This is a genomic window from Streptococcus sp. HCA-5024, from assembly GCF_037890265.1.
In the GTDB taxonomy this organism is placed as follows: domain Bacteria; phylum Bacillota; class Bacilli; order Lactobacillales; family Streptococcaceae; genus Streptococcus; species Streptococcus lingualis.
The window spans coordinates 200463-223876 of sequence record NZ_JBBKBR010000003.1 but is presented as its reverse complement, the minus strand read 5'-3'; the positions used below and the strand labels follow the sequence as shown (position 1 = coordinate 223876).

Genomic DNA, 23414 nt, shown 5'->3' with positions numbered 1-23414 from the left:
AGAAGAATGAAAACAATGAAAATAGCACCCTCAATTTTGAGTGCAGATTATGCCAATTTTGAAAGTGAGTTGAAACGCTTAGAAGCAGCTGGAGCTGACTATGCTCATATCGATGTCATGGATGGTCATTTTGTGCCAAATATCAGCTTTGGGGCTGGTGTCGTAGAGAGTATGCGTCCGCATAGCAAGTTGGTCTTTGATTGCCACTTGATGGTGACCAATCCCGAACACCACATTGAAGAATTTGCCCGTGCAGGTGCGGATATCATCAGCATTCATGTGGAAGCGACTCCTCATATCCACGGAGCTCTTCAAAAAATTCGTCAAGCCGGTGTGAAAGCTAGTGTTGTGATTAATCCAGGAACTCCTGTAGACAGTATCAAACACGTCTTGAACTTGGTGGATCAAGTCTTGGTCATGACCGTTAATCCAGGATTCGGTGGCCAAGCCTTTCTTCCAGAAACAATGGACAAGGTGCGCGAATTAGCGGCTCTTCGTGAAGAGAAAGGCTTAGACTTTGATATCGAAGTCGATGGCGGAATTGATGGCCAAAGTATTTCCCAAGCAAAAGAAGCCGGGGCTAATGTCTTTGTAGCGGGCTCTTATGTCTTTAATGGCGATGTCAATGAGCGTGTGCAAACGCTCCGAGATGCCATCAATGGTTAATATAGGAGTATTGGCAGGTGGAGATTCTTCACTACTACCAAAAGATCAAGAGCTTTACGTAGGTGTCGACGGAGGCTGTTTGAAGTTGCTGGAAAAAGGTCTGCCTTTAGATATGGCTGTGGGGGATTTTGATTCCATTTCTGAAACTGATTTGAGCAAGATCCGCACCCAAGCCAAGCAAGTGGTTCAGTCCGTCCCTGAAAAGAACGATACGGATTTGGAATTGGCCTTGAAAGCAGTCTTTAAAGACTATCCAGATGCTGCAGTCACAGTTTATGGTGCCTTTGGTGGTCGCTTGGATCACTTCTTGTCTAATATCTTTTTGCCGACCGATCCAGACCTGGCTCCCTATATGGAGCAGATCCAATTAGTCGATGGTCAAAATCGTCTGATTTACAGACCAGTTGGCTGCCATGAGATTCAGCCAGATCCTACTAAGCCCTATGTTGGTTTTATGCCTGTCGGACAAGGTCGCGTAGAGATCACAGGGGCCAAGTATCCGCTCCATCCGGAGAATTATTTTTTGAAGGCCATGTATGGCTCCAATGAATTTTTAGATCAACCGATTCAAGTGAGTCTCGACCGTGGCTATCTTGTCATTGTTTATAGTAAAGACAGAGGTTAATATGAATATCATTCTGCTTCTGATTGGCCTGCTCAATCTGGGCCTCCTCATCTATCTCTTGCAACGGTCAGATGACACCAGACCGGCTTTACGAGAGATGCTGGAAGACCACGAGGATCATTTGACAGACCAGTTGGACTATCGTTTTGAAAAAGAAAGACAAGCAAGCCAGATTGCCAATCAGCAGTTAGAGATTGCCCTGACAGATCGCTTGACCGAGATGCGAGTGGAGATCCACCAGCAGACGACGGCTCTGCGCGCTGAGATGAATGAGCACTTTACTAAAAATCGGGACAAAACAGATGAGCGCATGCGCCAGATCCAAGAGTCCAATGAAGTGCGGCTAGAACAGATGCGCCAAACGGTAGAAGAAAAATTGGAGAAAACCTTGCAGCACCGCTTACAGACCTCCTTTGAGACGGTTTCAAAACAATTGGAGTCGGTCAACAAAGGGCTGGGAGAAATGCAGACGGTGGCGCGGGATGTCGGAACTCTTAATAAAGTTCTCTCCAATACCAAGACACGTGGGATTATGGGCGAATTGCAGCTAGGTCAAATCATTGAAGATATCTTGACCCCAGCCCAGTATGAGCGGGAGTTTGTCACCGTTCCTCAATCCAGTGAGCGCGTGGAGTATGCCATTAAGCTTCCAGGACAAGGAGAAGAACCAGTCTATCTGCCGATTGACTCTAAATTCCCACTGGAAGATTACTATCGTCTGGAAGAAGCTTATGAATTAGGAGAGAAAGAGGAGATCGAGCGTTACCGCAAGGCCCTTCTTGCTAGTATCAAGCGTTTTGCTAAGGATATCCAACAAAAATACCTCTTTCCACCAGCGACAACGAATTTCGGAATTCTCTTTTTGCCAACCGAAGGCCTCTATTCCGAAGTGGTTCGCAATCCAGAATTCTTCGATCGCTTGCGTCGAGACGAACAAATTTTAGTGGCTGGGCCAAGTACCTTATCAGCCCTCTTGAACTCCTTGTCTGTTGGCTTTAAAACGCTCAACATCCAAAAGAGTGCAGATGACATTAGCAAGGTGTTGGGATCGGTCAAATCAGAATTCCATAAGTTTGGAGGGATTCTGGCCAAGACTCAGCGCCATTTAAAGAATGCTTCCAATAATATTGATGATTTGCTAACCAGACGGACCAGTGCCATCGAGCGGACGCTTCGCCAAATCGAAAGCGATGAGGACCTGCTGGGACTAGATGTATATATAGAAGATGGAGAAGATGATGGTCAAAATTAACCAAATGAAAAAAGATGAATTGTTCGAAGGATTCTATTTGATCAAGTCAGCAGAAGTGCGTCAAACGCGGGCCGGGAAAAACTACCTCGCCTTTGTCTTTCAAGATGAGACCGGTACAATCGAAGGTAAACTATGGGATGCCCAACCTCACAATGTAGAGAGTTTTATGGCTGGGCGCGTGGTCCATATGTCTGGACGTCGAGAAGTTTACAATAATACTCCTCAAGTCAACCAATTAAACATGCGCTTGCCACAAGCGGGAGAGCCCAACAATCCAGCAGACTTCAAGGAAAAACCACCAGTAGATCCTAAAGAATTGCATGAATACTTGTCAAACATGATTTTCAAAATTGAAAATCCAGTCTGGCAACGGATTGTCCGGGCCCTCTATGGGAAATATGAGAAAGAGTTTTATAGCTATCCAGCTGCTAAGACCAACCACCATGCCTTTGAAGCAGGTCTCGCTTATCATACGGCGACCATGGTCCGCTTGGCAGATAGTATCGGTGATATCTATCCTCAGTTGAATAAGAGCTTGCTCTTTGCAGGGATTATGTTACACGATTTGGCCAAAGTGATCGAGTTGACGGGGCCTGAAAATACAGAATACACTGTTCGAGGCAACCTCATCGGCCACATTGCACTCATCGATGAAGAAATCACCAAGGTCTTGCAAGACTTGAAGATTGATGACCAAAAAGAAGATGTCATCGTTCTTCGCCATGTGATCTTGAGTCACCATGGCTTGCTCGAATACGGTAGTCCTGTTCGTCCAAAGATCATGGAAGCAGAGATTATTCATATGATCGATAATTTGGATGCAGAAATGATGATGATGACAACGGCACTTGGCTTAATTGGTCCTGGCGAAATGACCAATAAAATCTTTGCTATGGAAAATCGTTCCTTCTATAAACCGAATCTCGACTAGTAAAAACAGAGATAAATACGGGAATGATTCTGCCAAAAATAAAATAATCAGGAAAAAACGGCCTTCTGTAAATCAGAATGTTCGTTTTTTTCGCTTCTTATGGTATAATGATAGAAAAAACTACATGGTGAGAAAATGAAATTAAGAAGAAGTGAACGGATGGTCGTGATTTCTAATTACTTGATCAACCATCCCTATGAATTGACGAGCCTCAATACGTTTGCGGAAAAGTATGAGTCTGCCAAGTCTTCCATCTCAGAAGATATCGTGATCATTAAGCGTGCGTTTGAAGAGATGGAAATCGGAAATATTGAGACCATTACAGGAGCTGGTGGAGGTGTTATCTTTACACCGTCTATCTCAGATCAAGAATCCAAAGAAATCGTCGAGGATCTTTGCAAGCAGCTATCTGAAAGTGATCGTATCCTTCCTGGTGGCTACATTTACCTGTCTGATCTGTTGAGCAATCCAAAGATTTTGAATCGCATCGGCCGCATCATTGCCAAAGCTTTCCGGGATAAGAAGATTGATGCTGTCATGACCGTAGCGACCAAGGGAGTTCCTCTAGCCAATGCAGTAGCCAATGTCTTGAATGTTCCTTTTGTTATTGTCCGTCGTGATTTGAAAATCACAGAAGGGTCAACCGTTAGTGTCAACTATGTTTCAGGCTCAAGTGGGGATCGCATTGAGAAAATGTTCCTTTCAAAACGGAGCCTAAAAGCAGGAAGCCGGGTCTTGATTGTCGATGACTTCCTTAAAGGTGGCGGAACGATTAACGGGATGGTCAGCCTCTTGTCTGAATTTGATTCTGAATTAGCAGGGGTAGCTGTCTTTGCGGATAATGCTGCAACCGACCGTGAATTCTTTGAACACAAATCCTTATTGCGCGTTACCAACATCGATGTAAAAGAAAATAAATTGAGTGTCGAAGTTGGGAATATCTTTGATTAAGAGCAGCAAAGGAGGATCAAAAAGTGAAAAGAATTTTAGATCGATTTGATAATAGCCCTTTGTGGATTCGCTTGGTGACAGTTCTGTCTCTATCCTTTATATTGGTAGCTGGTTTGTATACCGTTAAAAAGAATACGGCTGCCCAGGTAACGACAGAAATTCAACCTGCTAAAAAAACAGGTTCCCTTCCAGTGAAAAAGGAAACAAAGGAAGAAAAAGAAAAGAAGGAAGAAAAGAAAAATACAGAAGCTGCTGAAAAAGCAGTCGTTCAAATGGAAACAACCCCAAGTCAAGATTCTGTGAACGCTGCCCAAGCTGCTGTGAAGAAAGTCAAAGATGCGACTCAAAAGCAATCGCTTGATGCCCGTATCCAATACATCGCTAACTATTATGGACTGACCTATGAGAGTGACACAGCGGCAACGCAGCAGACTCAAACAGACGCTAATGCCAACGCTGGAGTAGCTGGAGCCAATGCGACAGTTCAACCACAACAGCAACAACAGTATGCTCCGGCTGCAGATGCAGGGGCAGAAGTACCTGCTGAAGCTGGTCAATAATGAACTTTTTCGACTTCTTTAAAAAATAAAAAAACATCTTGCAATCAAAGTGCCGTCATGTTATAATAATAGACGGTACTTTTTACTTTTGGTCTCTCAAGAGTGTACAGGGACGTGCTGACAAATGTTGCAAAAGTACACACAGATGGTAGCTGTCACCAAGTGTACCATCACCAAAAATAAAAAATTTCACAGGAGAATGTAGATGCCTACAATTAACCAATTGGTTCGCAAACCGCGTAAATCAAAAGTAGAAAAATCTAAATCACCAGCTTTGAACGTTGGTTACAACAGTCATAAAAAAGTTCAAACAAACGTTTCTTCACCACAAAAACGTGGTGTTGCAACTCGTGTTGGAACAATGACACCTAAAAAACCTAACTCTGCCCTTCGTAAATTTGCCCGTGTACGTTTGAGCAACTTGATCGAAGTAACTGCTTATATCCCAGGTATCGGACACAACTTGCAAGAACACAGCGTGGTTCTTCTTCGTGGTGGACGTGTAAAAGACCTTCCAGGGGTACGTTACCATATCGTCCGTGGAGCACTTGATACTGCAGGTGTAAACGATCGTAAACAAGGCCGTTCTAAATACGGTACTAAAAAACCAAAAGCATAAGGAAAGGGGATAAAGAAAAATGAGTCGTAAAAACCGTGCGCCTAAACGCGATGTATTGCCAGATCCGCTTTACAATTCACAATTAGTTACTCGTCTTATCAACCGCGTTATGCTTGATGGTAAACGTGGTACAGCTGCTTCAATCGTTTACGGAGCTTTCGAACAAATTAAAGAAGCTACTGGAAACGATGCTCTTGAAGTATTCGAAACAGCTATGGAAAACATCATGCCTGTACTTGAAGTACGTGCTCGCCGTGTCGGTGGTTCTAACTACCAAGTCCCAGTTGAAGTTCGTCCAGAACGTCGTACAACACTTGGACTTCGTTGGTTGGTAACCATCGCTCGTCAACGTGGTGAACACACAATGGTTGATCGTCTTGCAAAAGAAATCTTGGATGCAGCGAACAACACTGGTGCAGCTGTTAAGAAACGTGAAGATACTCACCGTATGGCTGAAGCTAACCGTGCATTCGCACACTTCCGCTGGTAAGAAAATGATACTAAGAGCGGCAAAGGCCCAAGGCAAAAATAGGAAACTGATGCAGTGTTCGATGAACACAAAGCAGTTTATCTTTTTTGCACCGGGCCTCGCTCGGGTTCAAATCAGTTAACTTGAGCTTTTAGCCCAGGTTCAATTGAGCTCAGATCGGCTAACTAACTTTAGCCCGGGTTCAATTCAACTCTTCTTACAAGTTGGAACCAAAACTTAGCATGAAAACAATGAGAACGGGTAGGTCCTGCCTATCCGTTTTTATTAAATCATGTTATAATAGAATATAGAAATAAAAAATATAGGAGAAACAAACCTCATGGCACGCGAATTTTCACTTGAAAAAACTCGTAATATCGGTATCATGGCTCACGTCGATGCTGGTAAAACAACTACAACTGAGCGTATCCTTTACTACACTGGTAAGATTCACAAAATCGGTGAAACTCACGAAGGTGCGTCACAAATGGACTGGATGGAGCAAGAGCAAGAACGTGGTATCACCATCACATCTGCCGCTACAACAGCTCAATGGAAAGACACTCGTGTAAACATCATCGACACACCAGGACACGTGGACTTCACTATCGAAGTTCAACGTTCACTCCGCGTTTTGGACGGTGCTGTAACCGTTCTTGACTCACAATCAGGTGTTGAGCCTCAAACTGAAACAGTTTGGCGTCAAGCAACTGAATACGGAGTTCCACGTATCGTATTCGCTAACAAGATGGATAAAATCGGTGCTGACTTCCTTTACTCAGTAAGCACACTTCATGACCGTCTTCAAGCAAACGCTCACCCAATTCAATTGCCAATCGGTGCTGAAGATGACTTCCGCGGAATCATTGACTTGATCAAGATGAAAGCTGAAATCTATACGAACGACCTTGGTACAGATATCCTTGAAGAAGATATTCCAGCTGAATACCTTGAACAAGCTCAAGAATACCGTGAAAAATTGGTTGAAGCAGTTGCTGAAACTGATGAAGACTTGATGATGAAATACCTTGAAGGGGAAGAAATCACTAACGAAGAATTGAAAGCTGGTATCCGTAAAGCTACAATCAACGTTGAATTCTACCCAGTACTTTGTGGTTCTGCCTTCAAGAACAAAGGGGTTCAATTGATGTTGGATGCAGTCCTTGACTACCTTCCAAGCCCACTTGATATCCCTGCAATCAAGGGTGTAAACCCAGATACAGACGAAGAAGAAGAACGTCCAGCATCTGATGAAGAGCCATTTGCAGCTCTTGCTTTCAAGATCATGACTGACCCATTCGTAGGTCGTTTGACATTCTTCCGTGTTTACTCAGGTGTCTTGAATTCAGGTTCATACGTATTGAACACTTCTAAAGGTAAACGTGAACGTATCGGACGTATCCTTCAAATGCACGCCAACACTCGTAAAGAAATCGAAACAGTTTACTCTGGAGATATCGCTGCTGCCGTTGGTTTGAAAGATACTACAACTGGTGACTCATTGACAGATGAAAAAGCAAAAATCATCCTTGAATCAATCGAAGTTCCAGAACCAGTTATCCAATTGATGGTTGAGCCTAAATCTAAAGCTGACCAAGACAAGATGGGTATCGCCCTTCAAAAATTGGCTGAAGAAGATCCAACATTCCGCGTTGAAACAAACCCTGAAACTGGTGAAACAGTTATCTCTGGTATGGGTGAGTTGCACTTGGATGTCCTTGTTGACCGTATGAAACGTGAATTCAAGGTTGAAGCTAACGTTGGTGCTCCTCAAGTATCTTACCGTGAAACATTCCGCGCTTCTACACAAGCACGTGGATTCTTCAAACGTCAATCTGGTGGTAAAGGTCAGTTTGGTGATGTTTGGATCGAATTTACTCCAAACGAAGAAGGTAAAGGATTCGAGTTCGAAAATGCGATCGTCGGTGGTGTGGTTCCACGTGAATTCATCCCTGCAGTAGAAAAAGGACTTCAAGAATCTATGGCGAACGGTGTTCTTGCTGGTTACCCAATGGTTGACGTGAAAGCTAAGCTTTACGATGGTTCATACCACGATGTCGACTCATCTGAAACTGCCTTCAAGATCGCTGCATCTCTTGCACTTAAAGAAGCTGCTAAGACTGCACAACCAGCTATCCTTGAACCAATGATGCTTGTAACCATCACAGTTCCTGAAGAAAACCTTGGGGATGTTATGGGTCACGTAACTGCTCGTCGTGGACGTGTAGATGGTATGGAAGCACACGGTGCAAGCCAAATCGTTCGTGCTTATGTGCCACTTGCTGAAATGTTCGGTTACGCTACTGTCCTTCGTTCTGCAACTCAAGGACGTGGTACCTTCATGATGGTATTTGACCACTACGAAGATGTACCAAAATCAGTACAAGAAGAAATCATTAAAAAAGCTAAAGGTGAAGCTTAATTTACCAAAGCTAAAAAACTCTTCCCACTTTGGGAAGAGTTTTTCTTTGTTCCAAAAGTGAGTACAAGTAAAAAAGCGCTTTTCCTAGCGATCAAGACTTTGTGAAAAACTTTAATAAAAGAGGCAGTGATCTATGATAAATCTTGCTTTTCGTGGGGAAATAGTTGCTTTTTAATGCAATAAAGTATATAATAGAGACTGTTAAAAGATGTTTGGCGCTGTGTCAAGTTACTCTTTTCACAAAAAATTTTTTTGATTTTCATAAGGAGGAAATCACGAATGGTAGTTAAAGTTGGTATTAACGGTTTCGGTCGTATCGGACGTCTTGCTTTCCGTCGTATCCAAAACGTAGAAGGTGTTGAAGTTACACGCATCAACGACCTTACAGATCCAGTTATGCTTGCACACTTGTTGAAATACGATACAACTCAAGGTCGTTTCGACGGTACTGTGGAAGTTAAAGAAGGTGGATTCGAAGTTAACGGTAAATTCATTAAAGTTTCCGCTGAACGTGATCCAGAACAAATCGACTGGGCTAACGACGGTGTAGAAATCGTTCTTGAAGCAACTGGTTTCTTTGCTACTAAAGCAGCTGCTGAAAAACACTTGCATGCTGGTGGTGCTAAGAAAGTTGTTATCACTGCTCCTGGTGGATCAGATGTTAAAACAGTCGTATTTAACACTAACCACGATATTCTTGATGGTACTGAAACAGTTATCTCAGGTGCTTCATGTACTACAAACTGCTTGGCTCCAATGGCTAAAGCTCTTCAAGATAACTTCGGTGTTGTTGAAGGATTGATGACTACTATCCACGCTTACACTGGTGACCAAATGATCCTTGACGGTCCACACCGTAAAGGTGACCTTCGTCGTGCACGTGCTGGTGCTGCTAACATCGTTCCTAACTCAACTGGTGCTGCTAAAGCAATCGGTTTGGTTATCCCTGAATTGAACGGTAAATTGGACGGAGCTGCACAACGTGTTCCTGTTCCAACTGGATCAGTTACTGAATTGGTAGTTGTTCTTGACAAGAACGTTACTGTTGATGAAGTGAACGCAGCTATGAAAGCAGCTTCAAACGAATCATACGGTTACACTGAAGATCCAATCGTTTCTTCAGACGTTGTAGGTATGTCTTACGGATCATTGTTTGACGCAACTCAAACTAAAGTTATTGACGTTGACGGTAAACAATTGGTTAAAGTTGTTTCATGGTATGACAACGAAATGTCTTACACTGCACAACTTGTTCGTACTCTTGAATACTTCGCAAAAATTGCTAAATAATTCATGCGTATGATGAGAGGAGGGAAACCTCCTCTTTTTTTGTACTTTTTTTAGGGCTTTCTCATCATATTATAGGAATTGATAAAATAGATTGACAGTGCTAAATAGATTAGGGTATCCTATTCTTGATTGGAGATTTCTAATACAAGAAAATGAAAGCGATTACAGGTCGTGGAGAAAGGAGCCAATGGAAATCGCTCAAGAAAAAGAAAAAAACCATACAAGGAGGTCAAGATGAAAGGTCATCGATTTGAAAAGAAAGAACGATTTAGTATACGAAAATTCAGTGTGGGAGTTTGCTCCGCATTGATTGGGTTAGCATTTTTAGGAACAGGCGCTGTCTCTGCAGATGAGGCGGTTTCTACTAGTGAACAACCCTTGGAAAGCTCTTCAGCAACGACCGAAGACGTCAATCATCTAGTGAGAGAAGCTGGCGTCTATACTGCAGATGCGGCCTTACCTTCTGCAGAAACGGAAAAACCAGCCGCAGAAGCGGTCACTCCGGAGGCTAGTCCTACAAGTACAGAAGCTAGCTCGACAACTACAGATCATCCAGCAGTTTCAGAGACTGAAAAACCGAAAGCTGCTGCAGAAAAAGTGGCTGATTTACCAACCAATGAAGAAAAACAATTAAGACCCAAAGAAGTTAAGTTCGATACCTGGGACGATCTCTTGAAGTGGGAACCAGGAAAACGAGTGGATGACGATATGAACAGAGCAAGCGTCCCACTTGCGAGTCGTTTTCAAGGGAAGCAAATTAACGAACAAGCCAACCCTGAAGCGAAGATCCAAGCACTGTCAAACATGAACTCCAAAGCCAAGGATCATGCGTCTGTCGGCGGGGAAGAATTTAAGGCCTACGCTTTTGATTACTGGCAATATTTGGATTCCATGGTCTTTTGGGAAGGGCTGGTTCCATCAGCAGATGTGATCGATGCTGCACACCGAAATGGGGTTCCTATTTATGGAACAATCTTTTATAACTGGTCTAGCAGCATCAAGGATCAAGAACATTTTGCAGAAACCTTGAAAGAAGATAGTGAAGGCTCTAAAACTTTCCCGATCGCCCGTAAATTAGTTGAACTTGCTAAGTACTATGGCTTTGATGGTTACTTTATCAACCAAGAAACAACCGGAAATCTTGTAGAACCATTGGGGCCAAAATTGAGAGATTTTCTTCTTTATACCAAGGAATATGCGAAGAGTCTGAACTATCCGATTAAGTATTCCTGGTATGATGCTATGACCTATGAATATGGCCGTTACCATGAGAATGCGCTGGGAGAATACAACTACAATTTCATGCAGCCAGAAAATGGGGAAAATCCAGTTGATACCTTCTTTGCTAACTTTAACTGGGGCAAATCAGAAGTGGATTATTCCATCAGTACAGCCAAATGGATTCATCGGAATCCTTATGATGTTCTAGCTGGACTTGAGCTCCAAAAAGGAGGCTCTTATAAGACTAATGTAGACTGGAATGCCATTTTAGATGAACATGGCAAGTTGCGTCTATCTCTTGGTCTTTATGCGCCAGATACCATTACAGGTCTAGGAAAGACTGGAGAAGGATACCATACCCATGAAGATCTATTCTGGACAGGTTTCCAAGGAGATCCGACTAAAGGAAAACCAGCAGACCAATCTTGGTACGGTATGTCCAATCTAGTAGTGGACAAAACTCCTATTACAAGTGAAGATTTCAATACTTCCTTCAATACTGGTCACGGAAAACACTGGTTTGTCGATGGCAAGATTTCTAAAGAAGGGGAATGGAACTACCGTTCTGTTTCTGGCTACCTTCCGACCTGGCGTTGGTGGGTAGAGCATAGTGAAGATAGTACGCCATTGAAAGGCCACTATGATTTTGATCAAGCCTACAATGGAGGAAATTCTCTAGCCTTCGAAGGAGATTTAAAAGCCAATAGCAGTCAAAATGTCATGCTCTATTCGACCAAGATTCCTGTGACAGAAACGACAAAATTGAGCGTCAGTCATAAAGGTGGGATCGGAGCTACTGCCTGGGTAGCTGTTGCCACCAAAGAAGACTACTCTGAATACGAATGGAAAGAATTGACACCGAGTGCGGATTGGTCTACTCAAACCTTTGATTTGGGAAGTTTGGCTGGCAAGACCATTTATGCTGTGAAGATGTTCTTTGACCATAATACGGATGTTAAAGACTACAAATTTAATCTCGGCCAATTGTCGATTACGTCCAACCAAGAGAAACCAGCTACTCCAGCAGAAGTATCCGTTCGGGCAAAACGTCTACAAAATGCGCAAGAAGCAGAAGCAGTCCTCAATTTTAAAGGGGTAGCAGATGCGGATTATTATGAAGTCTATGAAAAAGATGGCGACAACTGGCGTCTTTTAACAGGGTCTTCTGCGACAACCGTCTATCTTCCAAAAGTTAGCCGTTCAGCAAGTGCTGAAGGAACCACTCAGGAACTCAAGGTTGTGGCAGTTGGAAAGAATGGTCAACGTTCAGATGCGGGAACTGTAGCTTTTGGTTGGGGCATGACCGTGTCAGATACCAGTCTACCAAAAGCTTTAGCGCCAAACGTAGTCATTGGAGCCAAAGTGATCGGTTCGAGCTTCCCAGATGCGGATGGTAGTGAAGGCATTGAAGGCATGTTAAATGGGACCATTACCAGTCTTTCAGATAAATGGTCTTCTGCTCAATTGAGTGGAACCGTCGATATCCGCTTGACACAACCTCGAACCATTGTTCGTTGGGTGATGGACCATGCTGGTGCTGGTGGAGAATCTGTCGATGATGGCAAGATGAATACCCGTGACTTCGACCTTTACTACAAGGACGAAGCCGGTGAGTGGAAATTGGCCAAGGAAGTTCGTGGCAATAAAGCCCATGTATCTGACATTACACTGGATCATCCGATCAAGGCTCAAGACTGGCGTCTCCATGTCATTACAGCAGATAACGGCACCCCATGGCAAGCCATCCGGATTTACAACTGGAAGATGTATGAAAGTCTGGATACTGAAACGGTCAACATCTCGATGAAACATGCTGCAGCGCAAAACTTAGGTAATCATTTTGTCCAAGTCGGTTTCAAAGATGTTCCAGCTAATACTACTCTGACTCTTTATGCCGATAAAGAAGCCACTAGTCCAATTGCGACTATGACAGCCGATCAAGCTGGAAATCTCATCTTTAAACCATTGGCTTTTGAATCAACCCCGTCTCTTCTTTACTATCGCGCGCAAGTTCCTGGTAAAGATATCAGTAATGTTTTGGCGATCGAAGTTCCAAAGAATGATAAAGAAATTGCGGGACTTCAATTTGAAGATGGATTGACCAAGAAGGTCTACCGGGAAGGCGATGCCCTTTCCTTGAAAGGGGCAACTCTCCGCGTTCATTATAAAGATGGCCAAGCAGATCAGCTGGTCAACCTCACCAACTCAGGTGTAGAGATTCATGGATTTGATAGTAGCAAGCTGGGAGAACAACACCTAGAAGTCTCTTACCTTGGTCAGAAATTGGATAAGACCCTCACTGTTTTTGTGGTCAGTGCAGAAGAAGCAGGTGAAAAAGCAGTTGCTGGTCTAGAATTGACCGACAAACCAAAAGTGGAATATATTGTCGGAGAGGCATTGGAGAAAGAAGGCGGACGCTTTACAGTCGTCTTTGAAGATGAAACGACCGAAACGCATGCCTTGACAGATGAAGGTGTGGAAGTAACTGGCTTTGATACGACTAAGGAAGGTCGTCAAACCATCACGGTCCATTACAAAGGAGCTAGCACAAGCTTTGATGTCCTCGTGAATCCAAAACCAGCTCTCAACGATGAATACCTTAAGCAAAAATTGGCTGAAGCTGAAGCTGCAAAAGCCAAAGTAGACTTTACTTTTGCGACTCCTGAAGTCAAAGAAGCTTTGCTAGCTGGAATGGTTGCTTCTGAAAAAGTCTTGAAAGAGCATGATACCAGCACACAAGATCAAGTCAATGAGCAGTTGAACCAATTGACCGCTCTCTTGAAAGCCTTGGATGGTCAAGCCAATCTAACAAAAGAAAAAGAAGCTCTTTCTGCCCTAACAACTGAAGCGACCGCTCTATTAGCAAGCAAGCCAAATCACCCTTCTGGTGACGCTTTGCAGGCACTCCTGGAGAAAAATAAAGAACTCCTAGCTTCTTCAGAGCTCACTCCTGAAGCGCTTGGAACAGCTAAGACAGGTCTAGAGACCTTGATTGCGCTCCTGAAAGAAGATAAGCCAGCGGTCTTTATAGACCCTGCGACTGGAGTCGAAGTTCAATTCTCCAACTTAGAGCCAACCGTTGTCAAAGGACTGAAAGTCGCAAAAGTTGAAGCCAATCAGGCAGAAAAAGAAGAGCTGAAGGGTCGAGAAGGAATCGTCTTTGATATTGAAGGCGTGGATGCCAGCGGTCAAGATATTGATACCCACCATCCATCCCTTGTGAAAATCCCTGTGGATAAGGATAAAGAAGTGGAGCAAGTTCTCTTCTTCCCAGAAGGTCAAGCTCCTCAATCCTTGGCCTTTGAGAGAGTTGGAGATGTAGTCATCTTTACAGCTCCTCACTTTACTCACTATGCGATTGTCTATAAACCAGCACAAACGGAAGGACCAGATCAACCGATCCAACCAGAGGAACCGGCTAAACCTGATCAGCCTGTTCAACCAGCTCAACCAAATCAACCAGTCCAACCAGCTGCCCCAGTAACTCCGGATCCAGCTAATCCATTGAAGCCTACAGAGTCTTCTCAAGTGGATCAGTTGGCCCCAACGACTTCTACTCAAGCGGGTCATCAGGAGGAAGAACACAAGGATATGGTCGATCAAGAGATCCATCAGTTGTTAAGTGCCCACCAAGGAGCGAACTCACAGCCAACAGTTCAGCAAGGAACAAAAGATGCCAGCAAAGAAAGTCAATCGGAACACTTGCCAAATACGGCAAGCCTAGAAGCTTCCTATGCAGCTGAAGCTGTTCTCCTAGCAGCCTTAGGCAGCTTCCTCTTGGCTGGTAAGAAGAAAGAAGAGTAAGTCTTTTACAGGATTCTTTCGTTCACTTAAAAAGTCACTCTCAAAAAACCTCTCTGGTGAAAACCAGAGAGGTTTGATCTTGTATTTAGAAGTGTCGTTCGGATCCTGTGAATTAGAGGGGAAAAGCATTGGATTTTTCTACCTCTTTTACAGCTTTTGTGATATAATTATCATGTATTAAAAAAAGAAGGAGTCATATCTAATGGCAAAATTGACTGTTAAAGACGTTGACTTGAAAGGGAAAAAAGTTCTCGTTCGTGTTGACTTCAACGTTCCTGTAAAAGATGGCGTGATCACTAACGATAACCGTATCACTGCAGCTCTTCCAACTATCAAGTACATCCTTGAACAAGGTGGACGTGCAATCCTCTTCTCTCACCTTGGACGTGTAAAAGAAGAAGCAGATAAAGAAGGTAAATCACTTGCTCCTGTAGCTGCTGACTTGGCTGCTAAATTGGGTCAAGAAGTTAAATTTATCCCAGGTGTTACACGTGGTGCTGAATTGGAAGCAGCTGTTAACGCTCTTGAAGATGGACAAGTTCTCTTGGTTGAAAACACTCGTTTCGAAGATGTTGATGGCAAGAAAGAATCTAAAAACGATCCTGAACTTGGTAAATACTGGGCATCACTTGGAGATGGTATTTTCGTAAACGATGCCTTCGGTACTGCTCACCGTGCACACGCATCTAACGTTGGTATCTCTGCAAACGTTGATAAAGCTGTTGCTGGATTCCTTCTTGAAAACGAAATTGCTTACATCAAAGAAGCAGTTGAAGCTCCAGAACGTCCATTCGTAGCTATCCTTGGTGGATCTAAAGTATCTGACAAGATCGGTGTTATCGAAAACTTGCTTGAAAAAGCTGATAAAGTCCTTATCGGTGGTGGGATGACTTACACATTCTACAAAGCACAAGGTATCGAAATCGGTAACTCACTTGTAGAAGAAGACAAATTGGATGTGGCGAAAGCTCTTCTTGAAAAATCAAACGGCAAATTGATCTTGCCAGTTGACTCAAAAGAAGCGAACGCATTTGCTGACTACACTGAAGTGAAAGACACTGAAGGTGAAGCAGTAGATCCAGGATTCCTTGGTCTTGATATCGGTCCTAAATCAATCGCTAAATTCGACCAAGAATTGACTGGTGCGAAAACAGTTGTATGGAACGGACCTATGGGTGTATTTGAAAACCCTGACTTCCAAGCTGGTACAATCGGTGTGATGGACGCTATCGTGAAACAACCAGGCGTTAAATCAATCATCGGTGGTGGTGACTCAGCTGCTGCTGCGATCAACCTTGGCCGTGCAGACAAGTTCTCATGGATCTCTACTGGTGGTGGTGCTTCTATGGAACTCCTTGAAGGTAAAGAACTTCCAGGATTGGCTGCTCTTACAGACAAATAATCTAAATAGAATGAAAGAGGCTGGGACAAAAGTCCTAGCCTCTCAATTATTTTTGGATTGTCGAGCAAGACGCAGTGGTTGAGTGGGCTCTACTAGGCTGATTTCATCAGCTTTTATAGCCCTACTCAACTGTACGGAGGTGGGACGACGAAATCGAATTCTAACGAATTACCGATTTCTGTCCCGCTCTCTTTTTTCTTTCTATTTATATCTGTTCTCTCCTTTCTGAAAATATGGTAGAATAATAGAAATAGAAAGATAGGTGACCATGGATTACTTTAAACGACACAAATTTGATTGGTCCAAATTCCGTTTGGGGATGAGAACCTTTAAAACAGGGATTGCCGTTTTTATTGTACTACTTATTTTTGGAATATTTGGCTGGCGAGGCCTTCAGATCGGGACGTTGACAGCTGTTTTTAGTTTGAGGGAAGACTTTGATAAGAGTGTCCACTTTGGGGCTTCGCGTGTCATGGGCAACAGTATCGGAGGTTTTTATGCTGTATTGTTCTTCCTTTTAAAAACGCTCTTTCATGGGGCGTATTGGGTGACTCTTATTTTTGTACCCATTGCGACCATGTTAACCATTATGACAAATGTCGCTATGAATAACAAAGCAGGAATTATTGGAGGAGTTTCGGCAATGCTGATCATTACCCTCTCGATTCCTAACGGAGAAACCTTCTTGTATGTTTTTGCCCGAATATTTGAGACCTTTATTGGCGTTTTCGTTGCGATTTTGGTCAATTCGGATGTGGATCGCATTCGCGATTTTCTCAAGAAACACAAAAAACCTATGTAAGATTATATAACATTTAATCTTGACATAGATTTTTTTTTCGATATAATAGAATAGAAAGAGGAATGGTATGAAGGAAAAGGAATTACGACGCTCGCTGGCAGTTTTTCCAATTGGAAGTGTTATGAAGCTGACCGACTTGACAGCTCGCCAGATTCGTTATTATGAAGATCAGGGATTGATTTCTCCTGATCGGACAGAAGGCAATCGCCGCATGTATTCGTTGGACGATATGGACCGCCTGCTTGAGATCAAAGATTATATCTCAGATGGCTTCAATATTGCGGATATTAAGAAGAAATATGCGGAAAAAGAGCAAGAGCAAACCAAGGTTGTCAGTCAAGAAGAGATCCGTAAGGCTCTTCATCGTGACATTCTTCAGCAAAGTCGCTTCACATCTTCCCCATCGCCATATGGTCAATTTCGTTGATCATTTCATAAGCTTGTAATCTATTTTAAGGAGACAAAAATGTCAATTACTGCTGCAGATATTCGCCGTGAAGTAAAAGAAAAAAATGTTACTTTTATTCGCTTGATGTTCTCTGATATTTTGGGAACCATGAAGAACGTCGAAATTCCAGCTACCGATGAGCAACTGGACAAGGTTCTTTCAAACAAAGCCATGTTTGATGGTTCTTCTATCGAAGGATTTGTCCGTATCAACGAGTCAGACATGTATCTTTACCCAGATTTAGATACATGGACAGTTTTCCCTTGGGGAGATGAAAATGGTAGCGTAGCTGGCTTGATCTGTGATGTCTATACGACAGAAGGGGAACCATTTGCAGGAGACCCACGTGGCAACTTGAAACGTGCCCTTCGTCATATGGAAAAACTTGGCTTCAAATCCTTTAACCTTGGACCAGAACCAGAATTCTTCCTCTTTAAGTTGGACGAAAATGGAGATCCAACTCTTGAAGTAAACGACAAAGGTGGCTATTTTGACTTGGCTCCAACAGATCTTGCGGATAACACTCGTCGTGAAATCGTGAATGTCTTGACCAAGATGGGCTTTGAAGTAGAAGCCAGTCACCACGAAGTAGCCGTTGGTCAGCATGAAATCGACTTTAAGTATGACGAAGTTCTCCGCGCTTGTGACAAGATCCAAATCTTTAAACTCGTTGTGAAGACCATCGCCCGTAAACACGGCTTGTATGCAACCTTTATGGCCAAACCAAAATTTGGAATTGCCGGATCAGGTATGCACTGTAATATGTCTCTCTTTGACCAAGATGGCAACAATGCTTTCTTTGATCCAGAAGATCCACGTGGCATGCAATTGTCAGAAACAGCTTATCACTTCTTGGGTGGCTTGATCAAGCATGCATATAACTTTACAGCGGTGACCAACCCAACCGTCAACTCTTATAAACGTTTGGTTCCTGGATATGAAGCACCTGTTTATATCGCTTGGGCAGGTCGCAACCGTTCCCCATTGGTACGTGTGCCAGCATCACGTGGTATGGGAACTCGTTTGGAATTACGCTCCGTAGACCCAATGGCCAATCCTTATGTAGCCTTGGCAGTCTTGCTTGAAGTCGGCCTTCACGGTATTGAAAATAAAATCGAAGCACCTGCTCCGATCGAAGAAAATATCTATGTGATGACACCAGAAGAACGTAGAGCAGCTGGAATCACAGATCTCCCTTCTACCCTTCACAATGCCTTGAAAGCCTTGACAGAAGACGAAGTGGTAAAAGCTGCCTTGGGTGAGCACATCTACACCAGCTTCCTTGAAGCCAAACGAATCGAATGGGCAAGCTATGCGACTTTCGTATCTCAATGGGAAGTAGACAACTATTTAGATCTTTATTAAGAAACAAGAGTAAAGAGAGTGGGACAGAAATCGGTAATTCGTTAGAATTCGATTTCGTCGTCCCACCTCCGCACAGTTGAGTAGGGCTGTAAAAGCTGATGAAATCAGCGTAGTAGAGCCCACTCAACCACTGTGTCTTGCTCGACAATCCAAAAACAATTGAGAGGCTAGGACTTTTGTCCCAGCCTCTTTTTGATCCTCAAAAAGTCATCATAAAACCAGTTGAAACAGTGGTCTCAACTGGTTGTTTTTTTAATTTTCGTCATCTGGTGTGAGAATCATTGGGATAATGATAGGTTCACGTTCCGTGCTCTCGTATAAGAATGGACGAAGGGCATTAACAATCGCACCATTGACAGTTTGGATATTGGCATCTTTGTTCTTCAAGGCGATACGAATAGCATTGAAGAGAATGCGTTGGCTTTCACGAATCAGATCTCCTGATTCACGCATGTAGATGAAACCACGGCTCAAGATGTCTGGTCCAGCCAGGATCATCTTCGATTTGAAGTCAACAGTCGCAACAGCAAGCACAACACCGTCTTCGGAAAGGTCTCTCCGGTCACGAAGAACAGCAGCCCCGATTTCCCCGATGCGGTTTCCATCGACATAGATATCTTGAGCATTGAAGCTTCCTGCGATCCGAGCAGAGTTAGCTGTAAGAGCGAGGACATCACCATTACTCATGATGAAGATATTGTCTTTTTCTACTCCACAATCACGCGCAAGTCCTGCGTGGATCTTCTGCATCCGGTATTCACCATGGACAGGCATGAAGTATTTTGGTTTGATCAAGCGGAGCATGAGTTTTTGTTCTTGTTGCCCCCCGTGTCCAGAAGTATGGATGTTGTTGATCTTCCCGTGAATGACATCGACACCCGCTTCAGAAATCGTATTGATCAATTTATTCACACTGGTTGTATTTCCAGGAATCGGACTAGAAGAGAAGATCACGGTATCTCCTGGTTGGAGTTGCACTTGGCGGTGCGTTCCGTTGGCAATCCGAGAGAGGGCTGCCATTGGCTCTCCTTGGCTTCCTGTACACATGATCAGGATTTCATTGGCCGCATAGTCTTTGATCTCATTTGGCTCGATAATGGTTCCAGCAGGGACCTTGATGTAGCCAAGCTCGATTCCATTGACGATGGCTTTTTCCATCGAGCGTCCAAAGACAACGATCTTACGACCTGTCTTGACAGCTGCCTCGGCAGCTTGTTGGAGACGGAAGATATTCGAAGCAAAGGAAGCAAAGATGATGCGCCCGTGGATGCCTTCGATGATCTTCATGATGGATTGGCCAACCACTTTTTCAGAGTTGGTAAAGGTTGGGACTTCTGCGTTGGTTGAGTCTGAGAGTAGGCAGAGAACGCCTTCTTCTCCAAGGGCTGCCATGCGATGGAGGTCAGCTGGTTCACCAACAGGTGTGAAGTCGAATTTGAAGTCTCCGGTACAAACAATCTTTCCTTGAGGGGTGTGAATCACAATCCCTAAAGGTTCTGGAATCGAGTGAGTCGTACGGAAGAAGGTTGCTTTAAGATTTTTAAATTGAAGCTCAGTGTTTTGATTGATTTCGTAGAGTTTAGCATCACGAAGAAGACCATGCTCTTCTAATTTTCCACGGATTAAGGCAAGCGCCAAAGGCCCAGCATAGATAGGGACATTGGCTTGCTTCAAAAGGAAAGGAATCCCACCGATGTGGTCTTCGTGCCCGTGGGTAATGAGGACCGCTTTGACGCGATCGATATTGTCAACGATATAAGAGTAATCTGGGATTACATAGTCGATCCCAAGGAGGTCATCTTCTGGAAATTTGATCCCGGCATCGACAATGATGATTTCATCTTGGTATTCGATCCCGTAGGTATTTTTTCCGATCTCTCCAAGTCCACCAATGGCAAATACACCAACTTCTTCAGGTTTTAAGGTATAAGCCATGGATTAGTACTCCGTTAGTTCAAAAGCACCTGACTCTTTCTCGTAAGCAAGATGTTGCTCAGAAAGTGGTGTGATAAATTCAATGTTGAAATCTGTGTTTGCTTCAACCAATTGACGTGCTTGGATGCGTCCTTCGCGTTCATTCGGTGCATCAATATCGAGATAAAGTGCATGCGTCGTTTCACGACGAGGGTTCCGTTCTTTTGTTTCCTGATAAAAAACTTTGTAAATCATGAAGTAATTTTCCTTTCATTATTTCGGTCTATTTGTTAGCTACGGAGGAGTGCAATCACTAGAGTTTCCTACTCGCAACCAGTGGACCTGATTCGATACAATTAATTATCATTATATCATAAATTCGCCTGTAAGTAAAAGATAGACTGGAAAAGTCAGAGAGGCAAAGACCTATAATAGAGAAGCTTTTGAGCAGTTTTGGATAGGAAAATCCTGCGTTCTAGAGGAGAGTTTCGCTGGGATTTGAAGGGAATTTGTAGTATAATATAATCCAGTTCAAGAGGAGTAGGAAATGAAATTATTAGCATTTGATACCTCGAGTAAGGCTCTTTCTGTAGCGATTTTAGAAGATGAGGCTCTACTTGCAGAAACAACATTAACTATTAAAAAAAATCATAGTATCACCTTGATGCCGGTCATCGATTTTTTGATGCAACAGATCGACTTGACACCCAAGGACTTGGACCGCATCGTGGTGGCAGAAGGTCCTGGGAGTTACACTGGGCTGCGCATTGCGGTCGCAACCGCAAAGACCTTGGCTCATACTTTAGGGATTGAATTGATCGGGGTTTCGAGCCTCTTAGCCCTAGTGCCGGAAGATCTAGAAGGTTTGGTAGTTCCTGTCATGGATGCCCGTCGGAACAACGTTTATGCAGGTTTTTACCAAAATGATCAGCTGGTCACACCAGAAGGGCATTTTCCATTTGAGGAAGTCCTAGAGCGTGCAGCGACAAGTGAGCAGGTCACCTTTGTCGGAGAAGTCACGGCCTTTAAGGAGCAGATTGCCTCTAGCCTGCCAAGGGCTACTTACTATGAAACCTTGCCAGATGCAGTGAAAATCGGACGTCTCGGTCTCAAACAAGCGCCTGTTAGCCTCCATGATTTCGTCCCTCATTATCTCAAACGGGTCGAAGCAGAGGAAAATTGGCTCAAAGACCACACGGAAACAACGACCTCTTACATCAAGCGCCTATGATGAAAGGAACAATCAGGAAAGGGAGCGTCCAGGATGCAGCTGCCATTCTCGCTGTGATGGAAGATGTCTATGAAGCTAGTCCCTGGAAGTTGGAGCAGATTGAAGCTGATTTAGAGCAGGAATCGATCTTCTATTTCCTAGCTGTGGATGAAGGACAAGTCCTTGGATTTGTCGCCATTCAAGAGACTCTCTATGAAGCAGAGGTCTTACAGATTGCGGTCAAGCGCGCCTTTCAAGGCCAAGGCCTAGCTCAGCAGTTACTCGCGCAGTTGCCGGACCAAAAAGAGCTTTTCTTAGAAGTGCGTGTGTCCAATCAACCGGCCCAAGGCCTATACAAAAAAATGCATTTTGAAGAAATTGCACGGAGGAAAAACTACTATCACGATCCGATAGAGGATGCCGTGATCATGAAGAGGAACCCAAATGAAAGATAGATATATTTTGGCTTTTGAGACATCGTGTGATGAGACCAGCGTGGCTGTCTTGAAAAATGACGACCAACTCTTATCCAATGTCATTGCCAGTCAAATCGAAAGTCACAAGCGTTTTGGTGGAGTAGTGCCTGAGGTAGCCTCTCGTCACCATGTGGAAGTCATCACGGCATGTATTGAAGAAGCCCTAGAAGAAGCCGGCATCACAGAAGACGAGGTCACTGCTGTAGCCGTTACTTACGGCCCAGGCCTGGTTGGGGCTCTTTTAGTCGGCTTGGCTGCAGCTAAGGCCTTTGCCTGGGTGCACGGCCTTCCTTTGATTCCTGTCAATCATATGGCGGGGCACTTGATGGCCGCTCAAAGCGTCGAGCCCTTAGAATTTCCGCTCTTAGCCTTGCTGGTGAGTGGAGGACATACCGAGTTGGTCTATGTCAGTGAAGCGGGGGATTATAAGATCGTCGGAGAGACCCGTGATGACGCTGTAGGAGAGGCTTATGACAAGGTCGGGCGCGTGATGGGCTTGACCTATCCAGCAGGACGTGAGATTGATCAGCTAGCCCACCAAGGGGCTGATATTTATGATTTTCCACGGGCCATGATCAAAGAAGACAATCTGGAATTTTCTTTTTCAGGGCTCAAATCGGCCTTTATCAATCTGCACCACAATGCCCAGCAAAAAGGGGAAAGTCTCTCTAATGCGGACCTGTCAGCGAGTTTCCAAGCAGCCGTCTTAGACATTCTCATGGCCAAGACCAAGAAGGCTTTGGAGAAATATCCAGTCAAGACTCTAGTCGTTGCGGGTGGGGTCGCAGCCAACCAAGGTCTCCGTGAACGCTTGGCTTCTGACATCACGGATGTTAAGGTCATCATTCCGCCTCTGCGTCTCTGCGGGGACAATGCAGGGATGATTGCCTATGCTAGCGTTAGTGAATGGAACAAAGAAAACTTCGCAGGCTGGGACCTCAATGCCAAACCAAGCTTGGCCTTTGAAGGAATTGAATAAGAAAAAGG

Annotated in this window: 20 protein-coding genes; 18 read left to right on the top strand and 2 right to left on the bottom strand. The window is 44.0% G+C overall.

Annotated elements, in window-relative coordinates:
• Positions 1-6: 6 nt before the first annotated feature.
• From rpe to glnA, 15 genes are all read left to right on the top strand, one after another.
• Positions 7-666 (top strand): ribulose-phosphate 3-epimerase, encoded by a 660-nt coding sequence (rpe, locus tag WKT08_RS06810; protein ID WP_155170280.1) that lies wholly within the window; start codon positions 7-9, stop codon positions 664-666.
• Positions 659-1291 (top strand): thiamine diphosphokinase, encoded by a 633-nt coding sequence (locus tag WKT08_RS06805; RefSeq protein WP_340280986.1) that lies wholly within the window; start codon positions 659-661, stop codon positions 1289-1291. Before rpe ends, WKT08_RS06805 begins: the two co-directional genes overlap by 8 nt.
• A 1-nt stretch (position 1292) precedes the next feature.
• Positions 1293-2543 (top strand): DNA recombination protein RmuC, encoded by a 1251-nt coding sequence (locus WKT08_RS06800; RefSeq protein WP_340280984.1) that lies wholly within the window; start codon positions 1293-1295, stop codon positions 2541-2543.
• A complete protein-coding gene (locus WKT08_RS06795; protein ID WP_049514801.1) occupies positions 2530-3474 on the top strand; it encodes a 3'-5' exoribonuclease YhaM family protein in 945 nt (314 codons plus the stop codon). Before WKT08_RS06800 ends, WKT08_RS06795 begins: the two co-directional genes overlap by 14 nt.
• Positions 3475-3609: 135 nt before the next feature.
• Positions 3610-4425 (top strand): pur operon repressor, encoded by an 816-nt coding sequence (gene purR, locus WKT08_RS06790; protein ID WP_037599408.1) that lies wholly within the window; start codon positions 3610-3612, stop codon positions 4423-4425.
• A gap of 23 nt (positions 4426-4448) precedes the next feature.
• Positions 4449-4985: a hypothetical protein gene (locus WKT08_RS06785; protein WP_070665654.1), complete on the top strand. Its 537-nt coding sequence runs from the start codon at positions 4449-4451 to the stop codon at positions 4983-4985.
• A 205-nt stretch (positions 4986-5190) separates the two neighbouring features.
• Positions 5191-5604, top strand: coding sequence for a 30S ribosomal protein S12 (rpsL, locus tag WKT08_RS06780; RefSeq protein ID WP_003003125.1), 414 nt, complete (start codon positions 5191-5193; stop codon positions 5602-5604).
• 19 nt (positions 5605-5623) lie between these two features.
• Entirely contained in the window at positions 5624-6094 is a 471-nt protein-coding gene (gene rpsG / locus WKT08_RS06775) for a 30S ribosomal protein S7 (protein WP_003003105.1), read from the top strand.
• Positions 6095-6413: 319 nt separating this feature from the next.
• Positions 6414-8495: an elongation factor G gene (gene fusA / locus WKT08_RS06770; RefSeq protein WP_003003071.1), complete on the top strand. Its 2082-nt coding sequence runs from the start codon at positions 6414-6416 to the stop codon at positions 8493-8495.
• A 279-nt stretch (positions 8496-8774) separates the two neighbouring features.
• Entirely contained in the window at positions 8775-9785 is a 1011-nt protein-coding gene (gap, locus tag WKT08_RS06765) for a type I glyceraldehyde-3-phosphate dehydrogenase (RefSeq protein ID WP_023919220.1), read from the top strand.
• 234 nt (positions 9786-10019) lie between these two features.
• A complete protein-coding gene (locus tag WKT08_RS06760) occupies positions 10020-14810 on the top strand; it encodes an endo-beta-N-acetylglucosaminidase (protein WP_340280978.1) in 4791 nt (1596 codons plus the stop codon).
• A 202-nt stretch (positions 14811-15012) separates the two neighbouring features.
• Positions 15013-16212, top strand: a complete 1200-nt coding sequence (locus WKT08_RS06755) for a phosphoglycerate kinase (RefSeq protein WP_003008876.1) — start codon at positions 15013-15015, stop codon at positions 16210-16212.
• 268 nt (positions 16213-16480) lie between these two features.
• The gene (locus tag WKT08_RS06750) at positions 16481-17014 is read left to right on the top strand and encodes an FUSC family protein (protein WP_003008874.1); all 534 of its coding nucleotides are present in this window, start codon (positions 16481-16483) and stop codon (positions 17012-17014) included.
• Positions 17015-17081: 67 nt separating this feature from the next.
• Complete coding sequence (locus WKT08_RS06745; protein ID WP_003008872.1) at positions 17082-17441, top strand: MerR family transcriptional regulator; 360 nt, start codon at positions 17082-17084, stop codon at positions 17439-17441.
• A 39-nt stretch (positions 17442-17480) separates the two neighbouring features.
• Complete coding sequence (gene glnA / locus WKT08_RS06740) at positions 17481-18827, top strand: type I glutamate--ammonia ligase (RefSeq protein ID WP_023919214.1); 1347 nt, start codon at positions 17481-17483, stop codon at positions 18825-18827.
• Positions 18828-19079: 252 nt separating this feature from the next.
• On the opposite strand, the gene rnjA is transcribed toward glnA, so the two are convergent.
• Both rnjA and WKT08_RS06730 read right to left on the bottom strand, forming a co-directional pair.
• Positions 19080-20762: a ribonuclease J1 gene (gene rnjA / locus WKT08_RS06735; protein ID WP_003008868.1), complete on the bottom strand. Its 1683-nt coding sequence runs from the start codon at positions 20760-20762 to the stop codon at positions 19080-19082.
• A 3-nt stretch (positions 20763-20765) separates the two neighbouring features.
• Positions 20766-20996: a DNA-directed RNA polymerase subunit epsilon gene (locus WKT08_RS06730; protein WP_021153967.1), complete on the bottom strand. Its 231-nt coding sequence runs from the start codon at positions 20994-20996 to the stop codon at positions 20766-20768.
• Positions 20997-21288: 292 nt separating this feature from the next.
• Here WKT08_RS06730 and tsaB point away from each other — a divergent pair, with 292 nt between their 5' ends.
• Genes tsaB through tsaD form a run of 3 tightly spaced genes read left to right on the top strand, consistent with a single transcriptional unit; the run spans position 21289 to position 23406 of the window.
• Positions 21289-21972 carry a tRNA (adenosine(37)-N6)-threonylcarbamoyltransferase complex dimerization subunit type 1 TsaB gene (tsaB, locus tag WKT08_RS06725; protein WP_257738765.1) on the top strand — a complete coding sequence of 228 codons (684 nt, stop codon included), beginning with the start codon at positions 21289-21291 and terminating at the stop codon, positions 21970-21972.
• On the top strand, positions 21969-22406 hold the full coding sequence (rimI, locus tag WKT08_RS06720) for a ribosomal protein S18-alanine N-acetyltransferase (protein WP_003008861.1): 438 nt from the start codon (positions 21969-21971) through the stop codon (positions 22404-22406). The genes tsaB and rimI overlap by 4 nt, the downstream gene beginning before the upstream one ends.
• Positions 22396-23406: a tRNA (adenosine(37)-N6)-threonylcarbamoyltransferase complex transferase subunit TsaD gene (tsaD, locus tag WKT08_RS06715; RefSeq protein WP_023919206.1), complete on the top strand. Its 1011-nt coding sequence runs from the start codon at positions 22396-22398 to the stop codon at positions 23404-23406. The genes rimI and tsaD overlap by 11 nt, the downstream gene beginning before the upstream one ends.
• Positions 23407-23414 lie beyond the last annotated feature (8 nt).

Coding starts and splice junctions, on each gene's coding strand:
- gap (WP_023919220.1), top strand. CDS start 8,775: ATGGTAGTTAAAGTTGGTATTAACGGTTTCGGTCGTATCGGACGTCTT.
- glnA (WP_023919214.1), top strand. CDS start 17,481: ATGTCAATTACTGCTGCAGATATTCGCCGTGAAGTAAAAGAAAAAAAT.
- tsaB (WP_257738765.1), top strand. CDS start 21,289: ATGAAATTATTAGCATTTGATACCTCGAGTAAGGCTCTTTCTGTAGCG.
- rpsG (WP_003003105.1), top strand. CDS start 5,624: ATGAGTCGTAAAAACCGTGCGCCTAAACGCGATGTATTGCCAGATCCG.
- WKT08_RS06730 (WP_021153967.1), bottom strand. CDS start 20,996: ATGATTTACAAAGTTTTTTATCAGGAAACAAAAGAACGGAACCCTCGT.
- purR (WP_037599408.1), top strand. CDS start 3,610: ATGAAATTAAGAAGAAGTGAACGGATGGTCGTGATTTCTAATTACTTG.
- rpsL (WP_003003125.1), top strand. CDS start 5,191: ATGCCTACAATTAACCAATTGGTTCGCAAACCGCGTAAATCAAAAGTA.
- rnjA (WP_003008868.1), bottom strand. CDS start 20,762: ATGGCTTATACCTTAAAACCTGAAGAAGTTGGTGTATTTGCCATTGGT.
- WKT08_RS06805 (WP_340280986.1), top strand. CDS start 659: ATGGTTAATATAGGAGTATTGGCAGGTGGAGATTCTTCACTACTACCA.
- WKT08_RS06755 (WP_003008876.1), top strand. CDS start 15,013: ATGGCAAAATTGACTGTTAAAGACGTTGACTTGAAAGGGAAAAAAGTT.
- WKT08_RS06760 (WP_340280978.1), top strand. CDS start 10,020: ATGAAAGGTCATCGATTTGAAAAGAAAGAACGATTTAGTATACGAAAA.
- WKT08_RS06800 (WP_340280984.1), top strand. CDS start 1,293: ATGAATATCATTCTGCTTCTGATTGGCCTGCTCAATCTGGGCCTCCTC.
- rpe (WP_155170280.1), top strand. CDS start 7: ATGAAAACAATGAAAATAGCACCCTCAATTTTGAGTGCAGATTATGCC.
- fusA (WP_003003071.1), top strand. CDS start 6,414: ATGGCACGCGAATTTTCACTTGAAAAAACTCGTAATATCGGTATCATG.
- WKT08_RS06750 (WP_003008874.1), top strand. CDS start 16,481: ATGGATTACTTTAAACGACACAAATTTGATTGGTCCAAATTCCGTTTG.
- WKT08_RS06795 (WP_049514801.1), top strand. CDS start 2,530: ATGGTCAAAATTAACCAAATGAAAAAAGATGAATTGTTCGAAGGATTC.
- WKT08_RS06745 (WP_003008872.1), top strand. CDS start 17,082: ATGAAGGAAAAGGAATTACGACGCTCGCTGGCAGTTTTTCCAATTGGA.
- tsaD (WP_023919206.1), top strand. CDS start 22,396: ATGAAAGATAGATATATTTTGGCTTTTGAGACATCGTGTGATGAGACC.
- rimI (WP_003008861.1), top strand. CDS start 21,969: ATGATGAAAGGAACAATCAGGAAAGGGAGCGTCCAGGATGCAGCTGCC.